This is a genomic window from Methylovirgula sp. 4M-Z18 (genome assembly GCF_037890675.1).
Classification (GTDB): Bacteria; Pseudomonadota; Alphaproteobacteria; order Rhizobiales; family Beijerinckiaceae; genus 4M-Z18.
The window spans coordinates 4,636,469-4,661,436 of the sequence record NZ_CP149574.1; the positions used below are offsets into that span (position 1 = coordinate 4,636,469).

Sequence of the window (24,968 nt, forward strand, 5' to 3'; positions counted from 1 at the left end):
AGGGAAAGCTAACTGCATTCCAGCATGAATGCGCCCGGCAGCCTAGTTCAAAATGCACCGCCAATGGTGCCAAAAAAGCACCGATGGCGGTGTTGGCTCAGGGCCGGATCTCGCTATCCCAGTAGAGATAGTCGACCCAGCTTTCGTGCAGGTAGTTCGGCGGATAGTTCTGCCCCGCCGCGAACAATTCGTACGGCAGCGGCTTGCGCGGCATGACCCGTGGGCGCATGTCCATCCGGCTTCCCTTCGCGCCGTTGCAGGCATGGCAGGCGGCGACGATATTTTCCCAGCTCGTCGCGCCGCCCCTGGAGCGCGGCACGACGTGGTCGAATGTCAGGCCCTTCGCCTCAAACATCCCGCCGCAATATTGGCAGCTGAACCGGTCGCGCAAATAGACGTTGAACCGCGTGAAGGCGACGTTGCGGCCGGCCTTCTGGTAGGCCTTCAGCGCGATGACCGAGGGCAGCCGCATGGTGCGGCTCGGACTGCGCGCCACCGCATCATATTCTGCGACCACCGTCACCCGTCCGCGAATGACAGCGCGCAGCGCGTCCTGCCACGAGACGAGCGAGAGCGGGAAGTAGGACAGCGGCTGGTAATCGGCGTTCAAGAGCAATGTAGAGTGTTGAGACATGACGCACCTTGCTGCGTGGTTCTCCTGCCGGTTTTAAGGGTTGCGTTCGAGGGATTTTTGGACCGCATGCACGATCCGACGGCAAACGACATGCGCCGGCACTCGAAAATCAGGGGCAATGTGAATGTCGCGTCATAGTCCCTCCGTGGAACGCGGAGGGAAAACCCACCGCGATTAAGAGTGGGCTTCTTGCGAACTCGGGTGTGTGCCGTTGCAAGAAGGAGTGGCGTACGAACCCATGCGGCGGCCATCGCGCAGCCCATGTGCTGGCTGTGCGGCGGTGGCGCTGAGCGCGATGGCAAAGGTGCCGGTCGTGCGCATAGGGTCCTCGAACAAAAGGCTTCGACGCGCGAAGCATCTGACGAAGTATAGAGTCAAAATTATGGCTGGGCGTCAAGTCAGATCGGCGCATGCCCTTCGCCGACCGCCCAAACCCGCGCATTTTCCTTGGCGAGCGCCGCGCGCCCTGCTATTCCCGCGCCATGACGACCCACAGCATCGATAATATCCGCAACTTTTCCATCGTGGCGCATATCGACCACGGCAAATCGACCCTGGCCGACCGCCTGATTCAGGAGACGGGGACGCTCGCCGCGCGCGACATGGTCGAGCAAGTGCTTGATTCCATGGATATCGAGCGTGAGCGTGGCATCACCATCAAGGCCCAGACCGTGCGCCTCGAATACAAGGCCGACGACGGCAAGCCCTATATCCTGAACCTCATGGACACGCCCGGCCACGTCGACTTCGCCTATGAAGTGTCGCGCTCGCTCGCCGCGTGCGAAGGCTCGTTGCTGGTGGTCGACGCGAGCCAGGGGGTCGAGGCGCAGACGCTCGCCAATGTCTATCATGCGCTCGACGCCAATCACGAAATCGTGCCGGTGCTGAACAAGGTCGATCTGCCGGCCGCCGAACCGGACCGGATCAAGCAGCAGATCGAGGATGTCATCGGCCTCGACGCTTCCGAGGCCGTGCCGATTTCCGCCAAGACCGGCCTCAACATCCATGCGGTGCTGGAAGCCATCGTCAAGAAATTGCCGCCGCCGAAGGGCGACGAGGATGCGCCGCTGAAGGCGCTTCTGGTCGATAGCTGGTACGATGCCTATCTCGGCGTCGTCGTGCTCGTGCGCATCATCGATGGCAAGCTGAAAAAACATCAGCGGATCAAGATGATGGCGACCGACGCCCATTACGAGGTGGACCGCATCGGCGTCTTCACCCCCAAGATGAAGGACGTCGCCGAGCTCGGGCCGGGCGAGGTCGGCTTCATCACCGCGCAGATCAAGCAGGTCGCAGACACCCGCGTCGGCGATACGATCACGGATGAGAAAAAGCCCTGCGCCGAGGCGCTGCCGGGCTTCAAGCCGGCCCAGCCCGTGGTGTTCTGCGGCCTCTTCCCGGTCGATGCCGCAGATTTCGACGATCTGCGCGCCGCCATGGGCAAGCTGCGCCTGAACGACGCGAGCTTCTCCTTCGAAATGGAATCCTCCGCCGCGCTCGGCTTCGGCTTCCGCTGCGGCTTCCTCGGGCTGCTGCATCTCGAAATCATCCAGGAGCGCCTGGAGCGCGAGTTCAATCTCGACCTCATCGCGACGGCGCCCTCGGTCGTCTACCAGATCGCTCTGACCGACGGCACGACGATCGAATTGCACAATCCGGCTGACCTGCCGGATGTCATGAAGATCGAGGAAATCCGCGAACCGTGGATCCGGGCCAAGATCATGACGCCGGACGATTATCTCGGCGCGGTCCTGAAACTCTGCCAGGAGCGCCGCGGCATTCAGATCGACCTGTCCTATGTCGGCCCCCGCGCCATGGCGACCTACGACCTGCCGCTCAACGAAGTGGTGTTTGATTTCTACGACCGGTTGAAATCGATCTCGAAGGGCTACGCCAGCTTCGACTACCAGATCACCGACTACCGCGTCGGCGATCTCGTCAAAATGTCGATCCTGGTCAATGCCGAGCCGGTCGATGCACTCTCCATGCTGGTGCACCGCGACCGGGCGGAAGGGCGTGGCCGGGCCATGGTGGAAAAGCTGAAAGATCTCATCCCGCCGCACATGTTCCAGATCCCGGTGCAGGCGGCCATCGGCGGCAAGATCATCGCCCGCGAAACCATCCGTGCCCTGCGCAAGGACGTGACGGCGAAATGCTACGGCGGCGACGCCTCGCGCAAGCGCAAGCTCCTCGACAAGCAGAAGGCCGGCAAGAAGAAGATGCGGCAATTCGGCAAAGTGGAGATTCCGCAGGAGGCCTTTATCGCCGCGCTGAAGATGGACAGCTGATCAGATCGACCGCCCGCCATCCACATCGAGGGCGACACCCGTGATCATCGACGCGGCTGGCGAGCAGAGGAAAGCCGCCGCCTCGGCGAGATCTTCCGACTTCAACAAGCGTCCCATCGGGATCGAGGCGCGGAATTTCTCGCGCATCTCTTCCGTATCCTCGCCCATGAAGGTCGCGAGCAGCGGCGTTTCGCCCGCCACCGGATTGAGCGCGACGACACGGATGTTGTAGGGGGCGAGTTCGATCGCGAGTGCTTTCGTCGCCGAGACAACCCAGCCCTTGGTCGCATTGTACCAGGCGAGGTTCGGGCGCGGGCGCGCCGCACCGGTCGAGGCGATGTTGAGAATGACACCGCCGCCGGCGCGCTTGAAATGCGGAATGACCGCGCGCGTCGTAAGGTAAATGCCGCGCACATTGATGCCAAGAATACGGTCGAACTCCTCCGGTGCGACCAATTCGGCATTTTGCGGCTTGTGACCGATACCCGCATTGTTGACGAGTATATCCAGCCGCCCGAATGCGCCAAGGGTCACGGCGACGGCCGTATCGACATCCTGCTCAATGGCGACGTCGGCTGCGAGCGCGCGAGCATTTGCGCCAATCTCGCGCGCGACGCGCTCCGCGCCGGCCTTATCGCGATCGAGCACCATGATTTTCGCGCCGTCGGCGGCAAAGCGCTTCGCCATGCCCTCGCCGAACCCCGACCCGGCCCCGGTGATGAGTGCAACTTTATCCTTGAGCGACACGTCGCCTCTCATTTCATCCGTGATAGACTGATACGGTCTTCAAAGTGGCAAAGCCATAGAGCGCTTCAAAGCCCTTCTCGCGGCCATGCCCCGACCGTTTGACACCGCCGAACGGTAATTCGATCCCGCCGCCCGCGCCATAATTGTTGACGAAGACCTGCCCCGACTGAATTGCGCGCGCCAGACGGAACTGCCGGCCGCCGTCGCGGGTCCAAATGCCGCATACAAGGCCGTACGCTGTGCCATTGGCGAGCGCGATGGCTTCCTCTTCCATGTCGAACGGCGCGATTGCCTGCACCGGACCGAAAATCTCTTCCTGCATCAGCGGGTGATCGGCCGGTACGTCGCGCAGCAAAGTCGGTAGAACATAGGCGCCGCCCGCCGGCGCATCGGCTGCAAGCTCACCCTGCGCCGCGATGCGCAACCCGTCTTTGCGCGCGAGATCGAGATAAGTCTCGATGATCGTCTTCTGGCGCAGCGAGACGACCGGACCGACCGCGGGATCTGCGCTCGCCGGGCCGACTTTGAGCGCGCGATAAAGCGCGCTCATGCGCGCAACGACCTCTTCATAGACGCCGCGTTCGACCAGAATGCGCGAGGAGGCCGAGCAGGTCTGTCCGGCATTTTGAATGCCGGCATTGACGAGGAAGGGGAGGGCGCGCTCGAGGTCGGCGTCGGCGAAGACGATTTGCGGCGACTTGCCGCCGAGTTCGAGCGTCACCGGCACCGTGTTCTTGGCTGCGGCCGCCTGCACCAATTCGCCCGTGCGCCGCGATCCGGTGAAGGAAATATGATTGACGCCCGAGTGTTCGGCGAGCGCCGCGCCGGCCTCGGCGCCAAGGCCCGTGACGATGTTGAGCGCGCCAGGCGGCAGGCCGGCCTCCTTTGCGATCCGCGCAAATTCCAGGGCCGTCAGGCAGGCTTCCTCCGCGGGCTTGACGACAGCGGCATTGCCCATGGCCAGCGCCGCGCCGAGACTTCGGCCCAGGATCTGCATCGGATAGTTCCACGGAATGATATGCCCGGTTACGCCATGCGGCTCATAGAGCGTGAACACGGTGAAGCCATTCTGATAGGGCAGGGTGTCGCCATGTACCTTGTCGGCGCTTGCGCCATAGAATTCGAAATAGCGGGCGAGCGCGACGACATCGGCACGTGCCTGGGTCAGCGGCTTGCCGACATCCTTGGATTCGAGTTCGGTCAGCCGGTCGATATGGCGCAGAACCGCGTCCGAGATTTTGTGCAGCACGCGGCCGCGCGCGGTGGCGCTCATTCGGCCCCAATCGCCGCCGAGCGCCGCGCGGGCCGCCTCGACCGCGAGATCGACATCGGCTTTCGTGCCGCGCGCAATGGTCGCCAGGTCGCTGCCGTCGGACGGATTCTTGATCACGATCTCGCCGCCCGCGACGGCGTCCCGCCATTGATCGGCGATGAAGTTGCCGTAGCGCAGCAGGCTGGAGACGCGCGTCACACCGTCGGGCGCCAGCATTGTTCCCTCCTGAAGCTCGATTGCCTCTTGCCCCCGGCAACGTGTTCCTTCCGGCCCCATCGAGACGGGCTTAGACGCGCTGCGAAAAGGCAAATATTCACGTATTTCAAGGCACTGTAGCCAGGAAATCCGGTCCGATCAATGCGCTTTGGAACAATGTCTTGCTTCGGTCAAATGAACCCGACAAGATGCGAGATGGGGCTGCTTCCGGCATGTGCTGCGTCAAATCGACCGCGTGTTGGGAAGGCTGCGGGGAGGATATTCCGTGCGTTATTATCCGTTGATCGCCTGTATTGCCGGCGCCATTGTTTTTCTCCTGCTTTCGCCCTGGCTCGGCAGCGCCGCCATCCTGCCCTTTGCCGTTTGCGCGATCCTGACCGCCATCGGCATTCACGACATGCAGCAGACGAAACATTCGATCCGGCGCAATTACCCGATCCTCGCCAACATCCGCTTCATGCTGGAAGAAGTCCGGCCCGAGATCCGGCAATATTTTCTGGAGAGCGACACAGACGGCGCGCCCTACAACCGCAATACGCGCGCGATCGCCTATCAGCGCGCGAAACATCAATTGGACCGCCGTCCCTTCGGCACGCTCGAGAATGTCTATGGCGACCAATTCGAATGGCTGGCCCATTCGATTACGCCGACCCATGTCGAGCATTACGATTTTCGCGTGCCGGTCGGCGGTCCGCAATGCGCGCAGCCCTATTCGCTCTCGCTGTTCAACATTTCGGCGATGAGCTTCGGCTCGCTCAGCGCCAATGCGATCATGGCGCTCAACAAAGGCGCCAAACTCGGTGGCTTCGCCCATGACACCGGCGAAGGCGGCTATAGCAAGTATCACCAGGCTAACGGCGGCGACATCATCTGGGAAATCGGCTCCGGCTATTTCGGTTGCCGCGACGAGAAAGGCCATTTCTCACCTGAGCGTTTTGCCGCCGCGGCGAAAAATCCGCAGATCAAGATGATCGAAATCAAACTTTCGCAAGGCGCCAAACCCGGCCATGGCGGCGTGTTGCCGGGCGCGAAGGTCAGCGCCGAAATCGCGGCGACGCGCGGCGTGCCGCAAGGGGTCGATTGCGTGTCGCCGGCGGGCCATTCGGCCTTCTCGACCCCAACCGAAATGGTGCAGTTCATTCAGCAATTGCGCGAACTCTCGGGGGGCAAGCCGGTCGGCTTCAAACTCTGTATCGGCAACCGCTGGGAATTCGCGGCGATCGTCAAAGCGATGGTGGAAACCGGAATCCTTGCCGACTTCATCGTCATCGACGGCAAGGAGGGCGGCACCGGTGCGGCGCCGCTCGAATTCACCGATCACGTCGGCACGCCGTTGCGCGACGGGCTCGTGTTCGCAAACAATTGCCTCGTCGGCGCGGGCTTGCGCGATCGGATCCGGATTGGCGCGAGCGGCCGCATCGTCACAGCCTTCGATATTGCCCGCGTGCTCTCGCTCGGCGCTGATTGGTGCAATGCGGCGCGCGGCTTCATGTTCGCACTCGGCTGCGTGCAATCGCTCTCCTGCCATACCGACCGCTGCCCGACCGGCGTCGCGACGCAGGATCCGCGGCGCGGGGCAGCGCTGGATGTGCCGGACAAGGCCGCACGCGTGCATCGCTTCCACGATTCCACTTTGCAGGCCTTGAGCGAACTCATCGGCGCCGCCGGACTCGCGCATCCGAACGAGATCAAGCCGAGCCAGATTATGATGCGCACGTCGCTGTCCGAGGTGAAGAGCTTCGCGGATATCTACACGTTCTTGCAGTCCGGCGAACTCCTGGCTGGCAGCGCCAACAAAACCTATGCGGACATCTGGGCGATGGCCGATGCGCAGAGTTTCAAGCCGGCATGAGCAGCCTTGAACGGATCGTTGGACGCTCTATCTCTCAGCGCGTTATGCGCAAGCGATTGAACGTCCTTAATTGCCTATTGATTGCGTTGCTGAGCGTGGGCTTGGCGTCCGGTGCCGAAGCGGCGCGGAAAAACGCGTTTTCCTGTCCGATCCGGCATGTGTGCGCGGATCCGCATCGGGCCGCGGGCAGTGCGTGCACCCATTATGTCACGATGATTTCCTGCAAGGAATTGCGCACGCAGCAGACAGCCTCGACGCCGGCAAAACCAGCGCCGGTGGCGAAATCAAAATCGAAGCCTACTCGAGCAGCATGCGCTTCAAAAGCTCGATCTCATCGGAAAGGCTCTTGTCCGCACCGGTAAGCCCTTCGATCTTGCGCACCGCGTGCAGGACGGTCGTGTGATCGCGTCCGCCGAAGCGGCGGCCGATTTCGGGCAAGGAGCGCAGGGTCAAGACCTTCGACAGGAACATCGCGATCTGGCGCGGCCGCACGACGGTGGCGGTGCGACGCGACGAGAGAATATCGGCGCGACTCACATTGTAGTGATTGGCGACGAGCTTCTGAATGTCTTCGATCTTCACGCGCTTGGGCTCGCGCGTGCGAATGAGATCGCGGATCGCGTTCTCCGCCGTCTCGACGCTCAGCGGCGCGCCGGAAAGCGTCGTATGCGCCAGCAGGCGATTGACCGCACCGTCGAGATCGCGGCCATTGGTGGTGATGGCGTGCGCCACATATGACACGACCGCGTTCGGCACGTCGAAGCCTGGCTGCGTCGCCTTGGCGGCTTGGATCCGCGTTTCGAGAATCTTCACGCGCAAGGCTTCGTCGAGCGCGCCCATCTCGACGCACAGGCCGCAGGCAAGGCGCGAGCGCACCCGCTCTTCGAGCGCTTCGAGATCGGACGGCGGACGATCCGCGGCGATAACGATCTGACGCCCCGCATCCATCAGCGCATTCAGCGTGTGGCAGAATTCCTGTTGGATCTGCTTGCCCTGCAAGAATTGCACGTCGTCGATGATCAGCACGTCGATCGCGCGCAGCTTTTCCTTGAAGGCGATGGCCGTTTGCGCTTTGAGCGCCGAGACGAAACCGTACATGAATTTTTCAGCGGTCAGATAGATCACGCGCCGGCGCTGTTCGCTCGCCGCATGGGCGACCGCTTGCAAGAGATGGGTTTTGCCGAGGCCGACGCTCGCGTGAATGTAGAGCGGATTATATAGCGCCGGATCGCCTGGCTTGCCGTTCGCGACATTCTGCGCGGCTGCATGCGCCAATTGATTGGAACGGCCGATCAGGAAACTCCCGAAGGAGAGCCGGCGATCGAGCGGCGAGCCGCTCAGACCATCGACTTCCGTCGCCGCCGTGACTTTGGCCGAAGGCGCGCGCGGTGCACTCGACGCAGCGCGATGCAGAGCGCGCTCCGCTGCGTCCGCCGCTACCTCGAGCGCTTTGTGCGGCACTGCCGCAGCCATTTCCGCGCCGCGCACCAGGCGCGGCGGCGCTGCCGGCCGCGACACGGCCGAGCGCAGATTCACATGCAGAGTCTTGATCTCGCGATGTTCGGCCGCGAGCGCTGCAACCAACTTGTCGGTGTAGTGAGATTCGATCCAGCTCTTCAGGAAACGCGTCGGCACCGAGAGCTCTGCCGTACCGGCACAGATCGCGTCGAGCTCCACACGGCCAAACCAGGCGTTGAAGGTTTCTTCGCCGAGTTCGGCCTTCAAGCGGCGACCGGCACGATGCCAAATTTCTTTCTCGTTCGGAGCGGAATCCTCATCCGCGGATTCGAGTGACAGAACGGGCGTATGTGCAGCAGCAGCTTGCGACTTGAACATGGCTGTGGGCTTTTCTGAGCTTGAGGATTTAGGGGAGAAACGTTGCCGGATCGTGTTCTTAAGATTGAATCCAAGGCAACGCGTGCGCCTTCCAGCCATCGACCATCCCGCGATGGCGGGAGGTGTCGGGCGGCCCCTCAAAGCCGCCGGAAATATTGAAACATTGCGAATAATTCTTGGTCGTCAATGCGCGCGCCGCGGCGAGGCTGCGCGCGCCGGAACGGCACAGAAACAGAATCGGGGCGTCGGACGGGATGCCGCGGGCGCGCAATTCGTTATCGAGCACGTCGGCGAAATTCGTCGCGACGACCATGGAAGGATATTGCTGCCATTCGATGCAGATCGGGTCGCGATTGACCGAGCTCAAATCGGGCAGACCCACAAAACTCCACTCGGCCCGAGTGCGAACATCGACCAATTGCGCATCGGCGTGCTGCTTCAGCAGGTCGAAAGCCTCGACCGCCGTCACATCACCCGCATATCCTGCCTCTGTATTCATAGTCACAGCTACCCCTCTGCGGACAATACGCCCTCAGTCTAAGCCCCGGCCACATGGCGTCTTTGTCGGTTTTGTCAGGCCTTCTTAGTAAAGAAACTACGGTACTGACTCTCAATACTCTCGATATAAACGCTTACGTAAATAGGAACTTGGTGCAAAGCACATTCTCCCCCGCAAACGAGGTTGGTATTGTTTATCAATTCTGGAAAGCCTACGGGAAAGGCCCCGCCGACAAAATGACAATACACAGCGGCATCGGGCCACGCAACGCAAAGAGTCACGTAATCGTCATGCACGCCCCAAAAACGGGCCAAAAAAAGATTCTTCCCGCTCTCACTTGACTGCCATAATTGGCTGGAATCATGGCAGATTTATCCTAGTCTTTTTTGCCTTGTGACAAAGCCTTCGCATTTCAATTCATCGCGCTCGGTCCCGGACCGAAGAGGGTTGTTCAGGCGCCATTTCCCCCCTTCCCAAACCCTTGCCCGACAAACCGTTGAATCTAATCAAATTTGCTTGCGCGACCGAAAGCCCCTCGCGGGCAGCAACGGCGGGTGCCGCCGATATAATAACGCCGCCGCCCGGATGGGCGGCGGCGACCATAGTTGACAAGTAAATCATTTTCTGCCGGGGCACTATTCGAGCGGTGCGACCGGCACGTCGTTCAAGGGCCCGGGCGCTTTTTTCGGCGGCTCTGGCTTGGCGGGAGGGGCTTGCTCGGCGGTTGGCGTCGGTGCAGGTGCTGCGGCCGGCGGATTTGCCGCCGCAATCGGCGCGGGTTCCGGAGCCGGCTTCGGCGCCTCGGCGGTTGGAGCAACGGGTGCCGGGGCCAAAGGCGTCACCGACGCGGGGGCAGCGGCGGGCGGAACAGCGGCCACCGGCGGCACGGCCGGCTTTGTCTTGGCCTCGTTGGCGACTGGTTCCTTCGGAGCGACGGGTTTCGGTGTCGCGATCGGTTTGGCCGGCGGTTTCAACGGCGCAATCGGCGACAGGACCGATTTCGCCACTTCCTCTTTCTCCGAAACGCGCGGCTTTACCGGCTCGCGCGCCGGCAAGGACGCGGACGGCGGCACGGCTTTGGTGACGCGCGGCGTCGGGGTTACGGGAAGCTCAGGCGCTTGCTCGTCGAACTCGGGGTTGCGGCTGGCATCCGTCGCATTGGGAATGTCGCTCGGCGGCACCGGCCGGGCAATGCCATGGGTTTGCAGAATATCGCCCTGGTAGGCATCGACGATCACGCGCTGCTGTACACCTTCCGGATTGATCACGTTGACGACGAAGACATCGCCGTTGCGGAATATCGGGCCGGCCGGCCGGTAGCCTTGGTCTTCCAAAAGCTGCAGCACTTGCCGCGGCCGCAGGCTCGAACTCCGTTGGTCGTCATAACGGTCATCGTTATAGCCGCGATAGACGGGCGGTCCGTAGCCGTCGTCGTACCGATAGAATTGCGCTCTCGCGGACCCCGCGCTCAAAGTGGCGAGGCCGCCGGCCAGCGCCAATATACTCAAAGAGACCCTTGCCAAGGACTGGGCCATGCCCACCTCCGAACTCACAAAATGCCCCATCGGGCGGGATCGTCTCAGATCCCGCATTTACCTTTCATGAACAAATGTGGCACTGTTGAGCCGAAGGCGCGGCGTTTATTTTGAAGACGGGAGATTTTCCCGCACGACCGCGAGAAACCGGTCGATCTCGGCGAGTGACGTCGCAAAAGAGGTGACGAGGCGCACGGCCGCCTGCCCTTGCGGCGGCGGCGTCAGGCAGCGTGCCGTCCAGGGATGGTATATCGCCCCCGCCGCTTGCAGCGCGGCATGCACGGGTGCCGGCAGCTGCGCAAACACTTCATTGGCTTGCCGCGGCCAGACCAGGCCGATGCCCGCCGCCTCCAGCCCCTCCGCCAAACGTTTGGCCGCGGCATTGGCCTTGGTGGCCAGATGCAGCCAATGGTCGTCGGCCAGATAGGCCGCCATCTGCGCCCCGAGATAACGCCCCTTGGACAGGGTGTGGCCTGCGCGTTTGCGGCGAAAAAGGAAAGCATCGGCCAAAGCCGGATCGAAAAAGATGACGGCCTCGCAGGCGAGCGCGCCATTTTTTGTGGCGCCGAAGCACAGAACGTCGACACCGGCCTTCCAGGTAATATCGGCGGGGCTGCACCCAAGCGTCATCAGGGCATTGGCGAAGCGCGCGCCATCCATATGGACTCGTAGTCCATGCGCTCTCGCAACCGCCGTCAGCGCTTGAACCTCGGCCACGTTGTAGATCGTGCCGCATTCAGTCGCCTGCGATAGGGACAGGGCGGCCGGCTGGGTGACATGGGCGAACCCGCGCGGGTGGTGGGCGATCGCCGCCTCGAGGGCCTCCGGCGTGATCTTGCCGTCAGCGCCGCCGATGGCCGCGAGCTTCGCGCCGCCGGTGAACAATTCGGGCGCGCCGCACTCGTCGGTGAAAATATGCCCATCTTCGTGGCAGAACACCGTGCCCCAGGGCGGGGTCAGCGCCGACAATGCCAGCGCATTGGCCGCCGTGCCAGTCGACACCAAAAAGACCTTCACATCCCGCGCAAAGATATCCTTCAGCAGGTCTTCCGCTCTCTTTGTATAGGAATCCGCCCCGTAAGCGGCCGCCGTACCGGAATTTGCCTCGATCAGGGCGTCCAAAATCTTGCGGCTCGCCCCTGCCGCATTGTCACTCGCAAAGTCCATGCCCTGTCGGCCTCTAAAAATCAGATTCGTTGCTGCCGTGACTGTCGCTTGTTCGAACGCGAACGGCAAGTGCGGCGCTGCGGCAGGCCGCTTGGCGCAATACTTGCTACACATTTGCTTCAAGGGCTTTTCATATGTTGCGCAGCGGGCGAAAGAAACATAACAAACTACCCAGATTGGATTAGATGGCGCTTGTGTGCGGTATCTAAATCTGTCATGGTGGCGCGCTCTTAATAGGACAGCGTTGCTGACCATTTAGAAAAACAAAACGAGGCGGTCGGCCTTACGATCCGACCGGTCTGGAGAGAGACAATGGCACTGACGGACGGCACGGGATTGTCGAGGACCATGGGCTTGGAGACGGAGGCGCGAAAAACGCGAAAAGCCGCCGCCGCAACCCTGACGTCTTCCCCCGTTTCCGGAGCCCGCACCATGAATCACCAGTCCGTCGTCGTCGATCCGCTTTTCCCCCTCGAACAGGGGCTCTACCACCCGCGCAACGAGCATGATTCCTGCGGCGTCGGCTTCGTCGCTGACATGCACAACCGCAAGACCCATGACATCGTCGACATGGGCCTGAAGATTCTGCTCAATCTCGACCACCGCGGCGCGGTCGGGGCCGACCCGAAGCTGGGCGACGGCTGCGGCATCCTCACCCAAATTCCGCACCAATTCTTTGCCGAGGAATGCGCCAAGCTCGGCTTCACCCTGCCCGAGGCCGGCCATTACGGCATCGGCCAGTTCTTCATGCCGCGCGATGCGGAGAGCCGTGTTCAGGTCGAGGCAATCGTAGCCAAGATGCTGGAGGAGGAGGGCCTCACCCTGCTTGGCTGGCGCGACGTGCCGGTCGACAACACGGATCTTGGCGATGCCGTGAAGGTGGTCGAGCCGGTGCATCGCCAGGTTTTCGCCGGCTGGGGCGTCGACGTGACCAGTGAGGACGATTTCGAGCGCCGGCTCTATGTCGCGCGCAAGGCCGCCTCCAACGCGGTCTATGCCGCGGTGTCGCCGCGCGAGATGGCCGAATATTATCCGGTCTCCATGTCGGCCCGCACCATTGTCTATAAGGGCATGGTGCTGGTGAGCCAGCTTGGCGCCTATTACCGCGATCTCACCGATCCGCGGTTCGTCTCCGCCCTCGCGCTCGTCCACCAGCGTTTCGCCACCAACACGTTCCCCTCCTGGCGCCTCGCCCATCCCTATCGGATGGTGGCGCACAATGGCGAAATCAACACGCTCCGGGGCAACGTCAACTGGATGGCGGCGCGCCAGGCGTCGGTCGATTCCAAGCTCTTCGAGAACAATATCTCGAAGCTCTGGCCGATCTCCTATGAGGGCCAGTCGGACACAGCTTGCTTCGACAACGCGCTCGAATTTCTCGTGCAGGGCGGCTATTCGCTGAGCCACGCGATGATGATGCTGATCCCCGAAGCGTGGGCCGGCAATCCGCTGATGGACGAAGAGCGCCGCGCCTTCTACGAATATCACGCCTCGATGATGGAGCCGTGGGACGGCCCGGCCGCCGTTGCCTTCACCGACGGCCGACAGATCGGCGCGACGCTCGACCGCAACGGTCTCCGGCCCGCCCGCTATCTCGTGACCGACGATGGCCTCGTGGTGATGGCGTCCGAAATGGGCGTGCTGCCGATCCCGCAAGACAAGATCGTGGCGAAGTGGCGCCTGCAGCCCGGCAAGATGCTGCTCGTCGATCTGGAAAAGGGCTGCATCGTCTCCGACCAGGAGATCAAGCAGGAACTCTCGACGTCCAATCCCTATCGCGAATGGGTGAAGCAGACCCAGATCGTGCTGGAGGATTTGAAGCCCGTGGAGCCGCGTGCCGCGCGCACCGACGTTTCGCTGCTCGACCGTCAGCAGACCTTCGGCTACACCCAGGAAGACGTTGCGATGCTGCTCGCGCCCATGGCGGTGACGGGCCAGGAAGCGGTCGGCTCGATGGGTACCGATACGCCGATCGCCGCGATGTCGGACAAGTCGAAGCTGCTGTACAATTACTTCAAGCAGAATTTCGCGCAGGTGACGAACCCGCCGATCGACCCGATCCGCGAGGAGCTGGTGATGAGCCTCGTCTCCTTCATCGGCCCGCGCCCGAATCTGTTCGATCTTGAAGGCAATGCGCGCCGTAAGCGGCTCGAAGTGCGCCAGCCGATCCTGACCAACGAGGATCTGGAGAAGATCCGCTGCATCGGCCATTTCGAGGATTCCTTCGACACCAAGACCCTCGACATCACCTATCCGGCGACGCGCGGCGCCGCCGGTATGGAGGATGCGCTCCTGCGCCTGTGCGACCGCGCGGAAGCGGCCGTGCATGGTCGCTACAACATCATCATCCTGTCGGATCGTCTCGTCGGGCCGGACCGCATTCCGATCCCGGCGCTGCTCGCGACCGCCGCGGTGCATCACCATCTGATCCGCAAGGGTCTGCGCACCTCGGTCGGCCTCGTCATCGAGACCGGCGAAGCGCGCGAGGTGCATCATTTCGCCTGCCTCGCCGGCTATGGCGCCGAGGCGATCAATCCCTATCTCGCCTTCGAGACGCTGACCGCGATGAAGGACGAATTGCCTGAGGAAGTCGACGCCTATGAAGTCGTCAAGCGCTTCATAAAGTCGGTCGACAAGGGCATTTTGAAGGTCATGTCCAAGATGGGCATTTCGACCTACCAATCCTATTGCGGCGCGCAGATCTTCGACGCGATCGGATTGCAGAGGTCCTTCATCGACACGTATTTCTTCGGCACGGCGACGACGATCGAAGGCGCCGGCCTCATTGAGATCGCCGAGGAAACCGTGCGGCGCCACACCGAAGCATTCGGCGACTCGCCGGTGCTGCGCTCGTCGCTCGACGTCGGCGGCGATTATGCCTACCGCATCCGCGGCGAAGCGCATGCCTGGTCGGCGCAGTCCGTGTCGCTGCTGCAGCACGCCGTGCGCGGCAATGCCTTGGACAAGTACCGCGCCTATGCGAAGCAGCTCAACGAGCAGGACGAGCGCCTGCTCACCATCCGCGGCCTGTTCCGCGTCAGAAGCGCAGAGGAAGAAGGCCGTCGCCCCGTGCCGCTCAACGAGGTGGAGCCGGCCGCGAGCATCGTGAAGCGCTTTGCCACCGGCGCCATGTCCTATGGCTCGATCTCGCGCGAGGCGCACACCACGCTGGCGATTGCGATGAACCGCATCGGCGGCAAGTCGAACACCGGCGAGGGCGGCGAAGAATCCGACCGCTATACGCCGATGGCGAACGGCGATTCGATGCGCTCGGCGATCAAGCAGGTCGCGTCTGGCCGGTTCGGCGTGACGACGGAATATCTCGTCAATTCCGACATGATGCAGATCAAGATGGCGCAGGGCGCCAAGCCCGGCGAAGGCGGCCAATTGCCCGGTCATAAGGTCGATGCGGTGATCGCCAAGGTCCGCCACTCGACCCAGGGCGTCGGCCTCATCTCGCCGCCGCCGCACCACGACATCTATTCGATCGAGGATCTGGCGCAGCTCATTTATGATCTCAAGAACGTCAATCCGCGTGCGGATGTCTCGGTGAAGCTCGTCTCAGAAGTCGGCGTCGGCACGGTTGCCGCCGGCGTGTCGAAGGGGCGCGCCGACCACGTGACGATTTCGGGCTATGAGGGCGGCACCGGTGCCTCGCCCCTCACCTCGATCAAGCACGCCGGTAGCCCATGGGAAATCGGCCTTGCCGAAACCCATCAGACCCTGGTGCTCAACCGCCTGCGCACACGCATCGCGGTGCAGGTCGATGGCGGCATTCGTACCGGGCGCGACGTCGTGATCGGTGCGCTGCTCGGCGCCGACGAATTCGGCTTCGCCACCGCGCCGTTGATCGCGGCGGGCTGCATCATGATGCGCAAGTGCCATCTCAACACCTGCCCGGTCGGCGTTGCGACGCAGGACCCGGTGCTGCGCAAGCGTTTCCTCGGCCAGCCCGAACACGTGATCAACTTCTTCTTCTTCGTCGCCGAAGAAGTGCGCGAGATCATGGCATCGCTCGGCTATCGCAAGTTCGACGAGATGGTCGGCCAGATGCAGATGCTCGACAAGGCCAAAGTGATCGACCATTGGAAGGCGAAGGGCCTCGACTTCTCGAAGCTCTTCCACAAGCCGGAAGCGGCGGAAGGCGTTGGCATCTTCCATTCGGAAAGCCAGAATCACAATCTCGATGCGGTGCTCGACCGGAAGTTGATCGCAGCCAGCGCTCCGGCACTGGAAACCGGCGCCAAGGTCCGCATCGAGACGCCGGTGCGCAATGTCGACCGCACGACCGGCGCGATGCTGTCGGGCGAGGTTGCGCGCAAATATGGTCACAAGGGCCTGCCCGATGACACCGTGCATGTGAAGCTGACCGGCACCGCCGGCCAGAGCTTCGGCGCCTGGCTCGCGCGTGGCGTGACGTTGGAGCTCGAAGGCGAGGCCAACGACTATGTCGGCAAAGGCCTGTCGGGCGGCCGCATCGTCGTCTATCCGTCGAAGGATGCGACCCAGATTACACCGGAAGCCTCCATCATCGTCGGCAATACGGTGATGTATGGTGCGATCGCCGGCGAAGCCTACTTCCGCGGCGTTGCGGGCGAGCGCTTCGCGGTGCGCAATTCGGGCGCGATCGCCGTCGTCGAAGGCACGGGCGATCACGGCTGCGAATACATGACTGGCGGTATCGTGGTGGTGATCGGTCAGACCGGGCGCAATTTCGCGGCCGGCATGTCGGGCGGCATCGCTTATGTGCTCGACGAGGACAATACCTTCGCCAAGCGCTGCAACCTGTCGATGGTCGATCTCGAACCGGTCGAGGCCGAGGAAGAGCTCAACCTGCGCATCCATCACCATGGCGGCGATCTTGAGGGCCATGGCCGCGTGGATGTGGGTGGCGACATGAGCCGGCACGATGCGGAGCGCCTGCATCAGCTCATCACAAACCATGCTCATTACACGGGTTCGGAGCGCGCGAAGACGATCCTCAATCATTGGAACGAGTATTTGCCGAAATTCCGCAAAGTGATGCCGGTCGAATATCGCCGGGCACTCGCGGAATTGGCAGCAGCAAACGATGACCGGCAATTGGCCGTGGCGGGGGAATAAGATGGGCAAGGTAACAGGCTTCCTCGAAATCGACCGCCGCGACCGGCGTTATGCGCCGGCGAGCGATCGTATCCGCCACTACAAGGAATTTCTGATTCCGTTGTCGGAAGAAGCGACGCGCGACCAGGCCGCGCGCTGCATGAATTGCGGCATTCCCTATTGCCACAACGGCTGCCCGGTGAACAATCAGATCCCGGACTGGAACGACCTCGTCTACAAGGGCGATTGGGAAACGGCCTGCGACAACCTGCACTCCACCAACAATTTCCCCGAATTCACCGGCCGCGTGTGCCCCGCGCCATGCGAAGCTTCGTGCACGCTCAACCTGCAGGACACGCCCGTGACGATCAAGACGATCGAATGTTCGATCGTCGATCGCGGCTGGGACGAAGGCTGGATCGTGCCGCTGCCGCCGAAGCAGAAGAGCGGCAAGAAAGTGGCCGTCATCGGCTCCGGCCCAGCCGGCCTTGCGGCGGCGCAGCAACTCGCGCGGGCCGGTCATGAGGTGCATCTATACGAGAAGAACGCGAAAGCCGGCGGCCTGCTGCGCTATGGCATTCCGGACTTCAAAATGGAAAAGCGCCTGATCGATCGGCGCGTTAAACAGATGGAGGCCGAAGGTGTCGTCTTCCATTACAATGCCAATGTCGGCGTGCATGTGAGCGTCGAGGACATCACAGCCCAGCATGACGCGGTGGTTCTGGCCGGCGGCGCGGAAAAGCCGCGCGATCTGCCGATTCCAGGCCGCGACTTGAGCGGTGTGCATTTCGCCATGGATTTTCTGCCGCAGCAAAACCGCCGCGTCAGCAACGAGCAGATCACGGCCAACGAACCGATCCTGGCCGGCGGCAAGCACGTGGTGGTGATCGGCGGTGGCGACACGGGCTCCGACTGCATCGGCACTTCGCGCCGCCAAGGCGCGCTCTCCGTGACGCAGCTCGAAATCATGCCGAAGCCGCCGGAAAAAGAAAACAAGCAGATGACCTGGCCGGATTGGCCGCTGAAATTGCGCACGTCGTCGAGCCACGAGGAAGGCGCCGAGCGCGACTTTGCCGTGACCACTGCCAAGTTCGTCGGCGAGAACGGCGCGGTGAAGGCGCTGCATTGCCAGCGCGTCGATGCGAAGATGCAGCCGATTCCCGGCACCGAATTCGAGCTGCCGGCGGAGTTGGTGTTGCTCGCCATGGGCTTCGTCTCGCCGGTGCAAGAAGGGCTGCTGCAGAATCTCGGCGTGCAATTCGATCCGCGCGGCAATGTGGCAGCGGATGTGAAATCCTATGCGTCGAGCGTCGACAAGGTCTTCGCCTGCGGCGACATGCGGCGCGGCCAATCGCTCGTCGTCTGGGCGATCCGCGAAGGCCGTCAGGCGGCCCATTCGGTCGACAAATTCCTGATGGGCACGACGACGCTGCCGCGCTGAGGTTTGCGCATGAACCGCGGCGCTGCAAGCCGCGGTTCATTCATGCCGTGATGGATCTGCTCGTCGTCACTTGCAGTGCGTCGATCTTTCGTTATGCATGGGCGTTCCTCTTGCGCGAATCGCCCATGACTCTCCATCTCGAAAAAACGCCTACGCCGCCCTATTACGCGGTGATCTTCACCAGTCTGCGCAATGCGGATGATGGCGAGGATTATGCTGTCCTGGCCGAGCGCATGGTCGAACTTGCAAAGCAGCAGCCGGGTTATCTCGGGCACGAATCGGTACGCGATTCGTTGGGCGTCGGCATCACCGTCTCCTACTGGCAGAGCGAAGAAGCGATTCGCGCCTGGAAGGCCAATCTCGAACATCTTGAAGCGCAACGGCGCGGCCGCCGCGATTTTTACGCGGGGTTTGAAGTGCGGATCGCGAAAGTGGAGCGCGCTTATAGTTTCGCGGCGGCATCAGCATGAAGCCCAGATTGTTGGGCACAGCGAGCGCATTTGATCAGCAAAAAAGCTTGGCGTGAAAGGCCCAATTTCATTGACGTCGCGATGGAGCGCGTCGGCCAATCGCGGCCGCGCTGCGACCGCATCGTGTGATTTAAACCAGTTGTTAACGCTTACGGCGGAAAATCGAATCTTGAAGCCCCATGGCGTTGATTGACACATTCGAGGTTAGGCGCTTGTACTCGCCCGCTGCACCAGTTGTTCCTTCGGCTCCCTGCGACCCGCAAGCCCTGCTGCACAACATGCGCCAGAGTCTTTATCGTTGGGATCTGACTAGCGATGCGATGTTTTGGGGCGCGACAGCCGCGGAACTCCTCGGCGCATCCATACCGGCTACGGCTCGCGCATTCGACGATCTGCTCGCGCCGCAATCGGCACGACGTCGGCGCGACGTGATCCGCCATTCGGACTGCGTCGACGAAGGAGCCGGCGTTGCCTATCAGATTCAATGCGAGCTCAAGGACGGCCGCCATATCGAGGAGGTCGGGCGTTGGTTCGCCGGCCCGGACGGTCGCCCGTTGTATGCGCAAGGCTTGATGCGCATTGCCTCCGCCGATTACGCCACACCGAAATTGCGCTTGATGCGGCCACGCTTCCATAAGCACACCTGTGTGCTCGAGCGCGAGACGTTGCTGACCCAATTACATGATATCGTTGCGCCGCAGAACGGGCTCAAACGCCGCTGCGCGCTGTTGCTGATCGAGATCGAGAATCTTGCGGTGCTCGATCGCAATTACGACGAGACGATCATCGACGAGGTGCTTGGCGCGGTTGCTGCTCAAATACGCGGCCAAATGCGGATGGGCGACATTCTGGGGCTCTACGCCAAGGGGACGTTCGCCCTCGCCCTGCGCGGCGGCGATTACGATCAGATGCTGGTTCGCGCCCATCAATTGCTGCGCCTCGCACGCGAGACGATGTTCGAAACATCCTTCGGCGACGTGCCGGTGAATTTTCGCATCGGCGGCAGCATGACGAAGGATTGCATCGACACGCTGCAGCACGAGGCGGAAGCGGCGCTCGCCATCGCACGGGCGAGCCGCACCAAGAGGTTCATCCCCTACGGCGATATGCTGACGCGCCATTACAACGAGATCGTCGAGCAAACGAAAGCGGCGGCCATCGCCCACGCGCTGCAGAACCATCATCTGCATTTGTTTCTGCAGCCGATTGCCGAGAGCGGCGCGGGCACGGCAAACTTTCGACTTGCCTCGATCGGCCGAACCGGAATGCATGGACGCCTTCCCATGCCGCCGTTGCCGCAGATCGATCGCGACACGTGGCTGCGCGCGTTGGATCAGCGTCTGCTCGATCTCGCGGTCGACCATCTCGGCCGTCATCCGGCGATGCATCTATGTGTGCCGCTCAACGGCGCGACCTTGCGGCATCGCGGCTTCGTGGCCAATCTCGTCGAACTCGTGGCACGTTATCCGGATGTCGCCGCGCGGCTGATGATCGCCATCGATGAATTTGCGCTCGCCAGCAACACGGCGGGATTGCGTCGGGTGATCACCGGGCTCAAGCATCTTGGGCTGAAATGCGCCCTCATGCATTTCGGCGCCGCCTTCGCCGCGCCCGAACGGCTGATGCAGCTTGCGCCGGACCTCATCGTGATCGACGCCGCCTTTGCGCAGACCATCGGTCGTGACGCCGATGCGCGTTTTGTCCTGCGCAGCTTGATCCAGGAGATCGCGGCCCTCGGCTTCGTGCCGGCCGTCGCCGGCATTGATAATGACGATGCCGCACAATTGGTCCGGGCTTGGGGCGCAGCCTATCAGATCGGGACATGGATGGGCGTCAGCGAGCTCGCCGAACCGCCCGAATACATTCCCGCTGCTGCCGTGGCTTAACGGCCTGGCGACAATCTGAACCGTCGAAGATAAAGCGTTCGTTGTCGAGACTGTAAGGACGAGCGGCCCTCGGTCTCCTCAGCGCTTGCCGCCGGACCCGGACAGGGAATCCAGCCGCTTCTGCATCGCGCTCATCTGCTTCTTCAGCTCGTCGAGTTCGTCGCCCGGCTTGGCCGCGTCGGGTCCGTTCGCCGCCGGCGTGGTCGTCGGTGTGCTTGCGCCCTTGGCCGCCGGGTTGAACGGATTGAACATGGCGAGCGCCTGGTTGAACATCGCCATATTCTTGCGGGCCTGTTCCTCGATCGGGCCGAACATCGGCGTCCCGAAGGTCGAGGTCACCTGATCGCGGAACTTCTGCTGTTCGCTCACCAGGCGCTCGATCGAAAATTGCAGATAGCTCGGCACCAGAGCCTGCATCTGGTCGCCATAGAAGCGGATCAATTGCCGCAGGAAGGTGATCGGCAGCAGGCTTTGCCCGTCCTTGCTCTCCTGCTCGAAAATGATCTGGGTGAGAACCGAGCGCGTGATGTCTTCGTTGGTCTTGGCGTCATAAACGAGGAAATCCTCGCCCGCTTTCACCATCAGCGACAGATCCTCAAGGGTCACATAGGTGCTGGTGCCCGTGTTGTAGAGACGCCGGTTGGCGTATTTCTTGATGACGATTGGTGACTTCTCACTGCTCATGATGTTCAACACCCACCCTAGAATGCTCAAACGATAGGCTTTTTGTGCGTCGCCGCAAAGGTTTTTTTAACTTATTCCGCTATTTTTCGCTGTTAAATCTACCCTTTAAGAGGTGTTTCCCGCAGCCCTGCCCCGACGCCGCGGAGATTTTCCCCGTCCTCATCCCGTCCCGCCGCGCCATATCGTGAAATCGTCCTAAATGCCGCAGCGATTTTTCGGTTTGTCGTCTTGACCCTCCGCACACACATCGTGAAAGTGCGATACCAACGACGTGACGCGCACCGTTTGCGGTCGCAAAAAGGGAATCTGCCAAGGAGGCTTACATGTCGACTGATATTGTAGTGGTAAGCGCTGGCCGCACGGCGGTCGGATCTTTCAACGGCGCTTTCGCCAATACCCCCGCCCAGGAACTGGGTGCGATTGTCGTGAAGGGCGTGCTGGAGCGCGCCAAGGTCGATGCGGCCGATGTTGATGAGGTCATTCTGGGCCATGTGCTCACCGCCGGCCTCGGCCAGAACACCGCCCGCCAGGCGGCGATAATGGCCGGCGTGCCGCAGGACAAGACCGCTTTTGCCATCAATCAAGTCTGCGGCAGCGGCCTGCGCGCCGTGGGCCTCGGCCTGCAGCAGATCGCCAATGGCGACGCGAATGTGATCGTTGCCGGCGGCATGGAATCCATGTCGTTGTCGCCCCATGCCGCTCACATGCGCGCGGGCACCAAGATGGGCGACCTGAAACTGGTCGACACCATGCTGAAGGACGGCCTGATCGATGCCTTCCAGGGCTATCATATGGGCGTCACGGCGGAAAATATCGCCACCAAGTGGCAGCTCAGCCGCGACGACCAGGACAGGTTCGCTGTCGGCTCGCAGAATAAGGCCGAAGCGGCGCAGAAGGCCGGCAAGTTCAAGGACGAGATCATCGCCGTCACCGTGTCGAGCCGCAAGGGCGACATCATCGTCGATGCCGACGAATATATCCGCCATGGCGCGACCCTGGACGCGATGGCGAAACTGCGCCCCGCCTTCTCGAAGGAAGGCACCGTGACGGCCGCCAATGCCTCGGGTCTCAATGACGGCGCGGCCGCGGTCGTGCTGATGACCGCCGCGGAAGCCAGCAAGCGCGGGCTCACGCCGATCGCCCGCATCGCCTCCTGGGCGACCGCGGGCGTCGATCCGGCGATCATGGGCACCGGCCCGATCCCCGCTTCGCGCAAGGCGCTGGAAAAGGCCGGATGGAAGGTCGGCGATCTCGATCTCGTCGAGGCCAACGAAGCCTTTGCGGCGCAAGCGCTCGCAGTGAACAAGGATATGGGCTGGGATCCGGCGATCGTGAACGTCAACGGCGGCGCCATCGCCATCGGCCACCCGATCGGTGCGTCGGGCGCCCGCGTTTTCGTGACGCTGCTGCATGAGATGCTGCGCCGCGATGCCAAGAAGGGCTTGGCCACGCTGTGCATCGGCGGCGGCATGGGCGTTGCGATGACCGTCGAGCGTTAAGCATTCCCGCCAGTTGGACTTTAAGACGCTGGGCAGTCGGCAACTTCGGCCGACCGCCCAAGCCCAATTGTCGACCGCATATAATTCATGAGGAGGAAACATATGTCTCGAGTAGCGATTGTCACCGGTGGCACGCGCGGCATTGGCGCGGCGATTTCGAAGGCCCTGAAGGCCGAAGGCTACAAGGTCGCGGCGACCTATGCGGGCAACGACGAGGCCGCTGCCAAGTTCAAGGCCGAAACCGGCGTCAATGTCTATAAATGGGACGTGTCGAGCTATGATGCCTGCGTCACCGGCATCGCCCAGGTCGTCGCCGATCTCGGTCCGGTGGAAGTGCTCGTGAACAATGCCGGCATCACGCGCGACGGCATGCTGCACAAGATGACCCCCGAGCAATGGTATGCGGTGATCAACACCAATCTCAACTCGTTGTTCAACATGTGCCGCCCGGTGATCGAGGGCATGCGCGAGCGCAGCTTCGGCCGCATCGTCAATATTTCCTCCATCAACGGCCAAAAGGGCCAGATGGGCCAGACCAATTATTCCGCCGCCAAGGCCGGCGACATCGGCTTCACCAAAGCACTGGCGCAGGAAAACGCCGCCAAGGGCGTGACGGTCAACGTGATCTGCCCCGGCTACATCAACACCGAAATGGTGCAGGCGGTGCCGAAGGACGTGCTGGAAAAAGCGATCATCCCGCAGATCCCGGTGCGCCGTCTCGGCGAGCCGGAAGAAATCGCCCGTGCGGTGGTGTTCCTCGCCTCCGACGCGGCCGGCTTCATCACCGGCTCGACGCTGTCGGCCAACGGCGGGCAATATATGTCGTAACGCAATATTGGGATGAGTTCAGAAAGGGCCGCAAGGCCCTTTCCTGCATCTAAAGCCCCTATTCGGGCCTATTTCGCGGACGCGTCGTGAGAACGATATTCGCTTCATTTTTCTTTCTATGCGGCTTCACCTGCAGCGCGATAAACGCGCAAGCGCAGGATGCCGATCCGATACTCACGGCGCCCCACGTGTCCATGCAGATGGTGCACGATTATCTCTTTTCCGCTTTGAAAAAGCGCTTTGCGACGAGCGATATTAAGGATGTGGCGGGGGACAAGATCGAGGTTCGCTGGCCGGACGGCGCTTCGGTGACGCTGGAATTGACCAATCTGCTTGAGCTCCTGAACGCCGAACCAGCCGCGCGACAAGAAGATCTGGATAGTTTCCTCACCCTGGCGGCTTCGGGTTATGAGCAAGCAAGCGAGGTGCACCTGTTGAGCGCCGAAGAGGTTGGCCGGTCCACCGTCGCAATCGTGAGGAATCAATCCTATCTCGACGAAATGCTTGCCAACGTCGACAACAACCCGCCTGAAGGTCCTGCGCCACTCTGGTGGCATCCGACCCGGTTCGTCTCACGCAAGCTCCCTGGCGACCTTGTGATTATCTTGATGTTGGACCGCCCGACGACGCTATCGCCATTGGATGGCAATGAGCCCATGGCCCTCATATTCGGCGATGAGGAGCTCTTTCGAATCGCTTTGGCAAATATGCGAGAACGTGCGCGCCGTGCCCGGTTTGAATCCATGGGAGGCGGTCTAACCCGCGTCCTCCTTGATGATGAGACGTTCAATTCCAGCGTCTTGGCTGTCGATTCATTTTGGTGGAAACTTCAGCAGCAGCGCGGAGGCGACGCCATTGTGGTCGCCGCGCCGACCCGAGCAGATGTTGTGTTCGGCTCCGCGGATCAATCCGATCAAGTTGACGCGCTACGCCGCATCGCGCGCATGTCACCAGCCCCCTATCCGCTGAGTCGTCATTTATATAAATATGATAACGGCTCTTGGTCTCAGCTCGCCGATTAGAGACAACGC

General features: G+C 61.9%; 17 protein-coding genes. 9 read left to right on the plus strand and 8 right to left on the minus strand.

The annotated features are described in order from the left end of the window. Positions 1–97: 97 nt before the first annotated feature. Positions 98–634, minus strand: coding sequence for an HNH endonuclease (locus V9T28_RS21480; RefSeq protein ID WP_116401160.1), 537 nt, complete (start codon positions 632–634; stop codon positions 98–100). Between the two features lie 482 nt (positions 635–1,116). Between V9T28_RS21480 and lepA the strand changes: the two genes are divergently transcribed. Continuing rightward, positions 1,117–2,922 (plus strand): translation elongation factor 4, encoded by a 1,806-nt coding sequence (lepA, locus tag V9T28_RS21485; RefSeq protein ID WP_116401366.1) that lies wholly within the window; start codon positions 1,117–1,119, stop codon positions 2,920–2,922. On the opposite strand, the gene V9T28_RS21490 is transcribed toward lepA, so the two are convergent. Together V9T28_RS21490 and V9T28_RS21495 are read right to left on the minus strand one after the other, a co-directional pair. Next, positions 2,923–3,669, minus strand: coding sequence for a glucose 1-dehydrogenase (locus tag V9T28_RS21490; protein ID WP_116401367.1), 747 nt, complete (start codon positions 3,667–3,669; stop codon positions 2,923–2,925). Between the two features lie 13 nt (positions 3,670–3,682). Next, complete coding sequence (locus V9T28_RS21495) at positions 3,683–5,158, minus strand: aldehyde dehydrogenase family protein (protein ID WP_116401161.1); 1,476 nt, start codon at positions 5,156–5,158, stop codon at positions 3,683–3,685. A 265-nt stretch (positions 5,159–5,423) separates the two neighbouring features. Here V9T28_RS21495 and V9T28_RS21500 point away from each other — a divergent pair, with 265 nt between their 5' ends. Next, positions 5,424–7,010, plus strand: a complete 1,587-nt coding sequence (locus V9T28_RS21500) for an FMN-binding glutamate synthase family protein (RefSeq protein ID WP_445242138.1) — start codon at positions 5,424–5,426, stop codon at positions 7,008–7,010. 297 nt (positions 7,011–7,307) lie between these two features. On the opposite strand, the gene dnaA is transcribed toward V9T28_RS21500, so the two are convergent. From dnaA to V9T28_RS21520, 4 genes are all read right to left on the minus strand, one after another. Further along, the gene (dnaA, locus tag V9T28_RS21505; RefSeq protein WP_116401162.1) at positions 7,308–8,846 is read right to left on the minus strand and encodes a chromosomal replication initiator protein DnaA; all 1,539 of its coding nucleotides are present in this window, start codon (positions 8,844–8,846) and stop codon (positions 7,308–7,310) included. Between the two features lie 58 nt (positions 8,847–8,904). Next, positions 8,905–9,345, minus strand: a complete 441-nt coding sequence (locus tag V9T28_RS21510) for a rhodanese-like domain-containing protein (protein WP_116401163.1) — start codon at positions 9,343–9,345, stop codon at positions 8,905–8,907. Positions 9,346–9,980: 635 nt separating this feature from the next. Beyond that, positions 9,981–10,880 (minus strand): hypothetical protein, encoded by a 900-nt coding sequence (locus V9T28_RS21515; protein WP_147306445.1) that lies wholly within the window; start codon positions 10,878–10,880, stop codon positions 9,981–9,983. A 105-nt stretch (positions 10,881–10,985) separates the two neighbouring features. Continuing rightward, entirely contained in the window at positions 10,986–12,047 is a 1,062-nt protein-coding gene (locus tag V9T28_RS21520; protein ID WP_116401369.1) for a threonine aldolase family protein, read from the minus strand. A 432-nt stretch (positions 12,048–12,479) separates the two neighbouring features. Here V9T28_RS21520 and gltB point away from each other — a divergent pair, with 432 nt between their 5' ends. The 4 genes from gltB to V9T28_RS21540 all read left to right on the plus strand — a co-directional run bounded on the left by gltB (position 12,480) and on the right by V9T28_RS21540 (position 20,926). Next, positions 12,480–17,150, plus strand: a complete 4,671-nt coding sequence (gene gltB, locus V9T28_RS21525; RefSeq protein ID WP_116401167.1) for a glutamate synthase large subunit — start codon at positions 12,480–12,482, stop codon at positions 17,148–17,150. A gap of 1 nt (position 17,151) precedes the next feature. Beyond that, positions 17,152–18,570, plus strand: coding sequence for a glutamate synthase subunit beta (locus tag V9T28_RS21530; RefSeq protein ID WP_116401168.1), 1,419 nt, complete (start codon positions 17,152–17,154; stop codon positions 18,568–18,570). A gap of 125 nt (positions 18,571–18,695) precedes the next feature. Next, a complete protein-coding gene (locus V9T28_RS21535; RefSeq protein WP_116401370.1) occupies positions 18,696–19,040 on the plus strand; it encodes an antibiotic biosynthesis monooxygenase family protein in 345 nt (114 codons plus the stop codon). 278 nt (positions 19,041–19,318) lie between these two features. Further along, positions 19,319–20,926: an EAL domain-containing protein gene (locus tag V9T28_RS21540; RefSeq protein WP_158554808.1), complete on the plus strand. Its 1,608-nt coding sequence runs from the start codon at positions 19,319–19,321 to the stop codon at positions 20,924–20,926. A 78-nt stretch (positions 20,927–21,004) separates the two neighbouring features. Here the strand turns inward: V9T28_RS21540 and phaR are convergent, their stop codons facing one another. Then, positions 21,005–21,610 (minus strand): polyhydroxyalkanoate synthesis repressor PhaR, encoded by a 606-nt coding sequence (gene phaR, locus V9T28_RS21545; RefSeq protein ID WP_116401170.1) that lies wholly within the window; start codon positions 21,608–21,610, stop codon positions 21,005–21,007. A 323-nt stretch (positions 21,611–21,933) separates the two neighbouring features. On the opposite strand from phaR, the gene V9T28_RS21550 reads away from it, so the two are divergent. From V9T28_RS21550 to V9T28_RS21560, 3 genes are all read left to right on the plus strand, one after another. After that, positions 21,934–23,109 carry an acetyl-CoA C-acetyltransferase gene (locus V9T28_RS21550; protein ID WP_116401171.1) on the plus strand — a complete coding sequence of 392 codons (1,176 nt, stop codon included), beginning with the start codon at positions 21,934–21,936 and terminating at the stop codon, positions 23,107–23,109. Between the two features lie 102 nt (positions 23,110–23,211). Beyond that, positions 23,212–23,937, plus strand: coding sequence for a beta-ketoacyl-ACP reductase (locus tag V9T28_RS21555; protein ID WP_116401172.1), 726 nt, complete (start codon positions 23,212–23,214; stop codon positions 23,935–23,937). 86 nt (positions 23,938–24,023) lie between these two features. Beyond that, on the plus strand, positions 24,024–24,959 hold the full coding sequence (locus V9T28_RS21560) for a hypothetical protein (protein WP_147306446.1): 936 nt from the start codon (positions 24,024–24,026) through the stop codon (positions 24,957–24,959). Positions 24,960–24,968: the final 9 nt, after the last annotated feature.

What these genes read in the sequence shown, in the direction of transcription:
- V9T28_RS21480 (WP_116401160.1), bottom strand. Translation starts at nt 634, where the DNA reads ATGTCTCAACACTCTACATTGCTCTTGAACGCCGATTACCAGCCGCTG.
- lepA (WP_116401366.1), top strand. Translation starts at nt 1,117, where the DNA reads ATGACGACCCACAGCATCGATAATATCCGCAACTTTTCCATCGTGGCG.
- V9T28_RS21495 (WP_116401161.1), bottom strand. Translation starts at nt 5,158, where the DNA reads ATGCTGGCGCCCGACGGTGTGACGCGCGTCTCCAGCCTGCTGCGCTAC.
- dnaA (WP_116401162.1), bottom strand. Translation starts at nt 8,846, where the DNA reads ATGTTCAAGTCGCAAGCTGCTGCTGCACATACGCCCGTTCTGTCACTC.
- V9T28_RS21510 (WP_116401163.1), bottom strand. Translation starts at nt 9,345, where the DNA reads ATGAATACAGAGGCAGGATATGCGGGTGATGTGACGGCGGTCGAGGCT.
- V9T28_RS21515 (WP_147306445.1), bottom strand. Translation starts at nt 10,880, where the DNA reads ATGGCCCAGTCCTTGGCAAGGGTCTCTTTGAGTATATTGGCGCTGGCC.
- V9T28_RS21520 (WP_116401369.1), bottom strand. Translation starts at nt 12,047, where the DNA reads ATGGACTTTGCGAGTGACAATGCGGCAGGGGCGAGCCGCAAGATTTTG.
- gltB (WP_116401167.1), top strand. Translation starts at nt 12,480, where the DNA reads ATGAATCACCAGTCCGTCGTCGTCGATCCGCTTTTCCCCCTCGAACAG.
- V9T28_RS21530 (WP_116401168.1), top strand. Translation starts at nt 17,152, where the DNA reads ATGGGCAAGGTAACAGGCTTCCTCGAAATCGACCGCCGCGACCGGCGT.
- V9T28_RS21535 (WP_116401370.1), top strand. Translation starts at nt 18,696, where the DNA reads ATGACTCTCCATCTCGAAAAAACGCCTACGCCGCCCTATTACGCGGTG.
- V9T28_RS21540 (WP_158554808.1), top strand. Translation starts at nt 19,319, where the DNA reads ATGCGCCAGAGTCTTTATCGTTGGGATCTGACTAGCGATGCGATGTTT.
- phaR (WP_116401170.1), bottom strand. Translation starts at nt 21,610, where the DNA reads ATGAGCAGTGAGAAGTCACCAATCGTCATCAAGAAATACGCCAACCGG.
- V9T28_RS21550 (WP_116401171.1), top strand. Translation starts at nt 21,934, where the DNA reads ATGTCGACTGATATTGTAGTGGTAAGCGCTGGCCGCACGGCGGTCGGA.
- V9T28_RS21555 (WP_116401172.1), top strand. Translation starts at nt 23,212, where the DNA reads ATGTCTCGAGTAGCGATTGTCACCGGTGGCACGCGCGGCATTGGCGCG.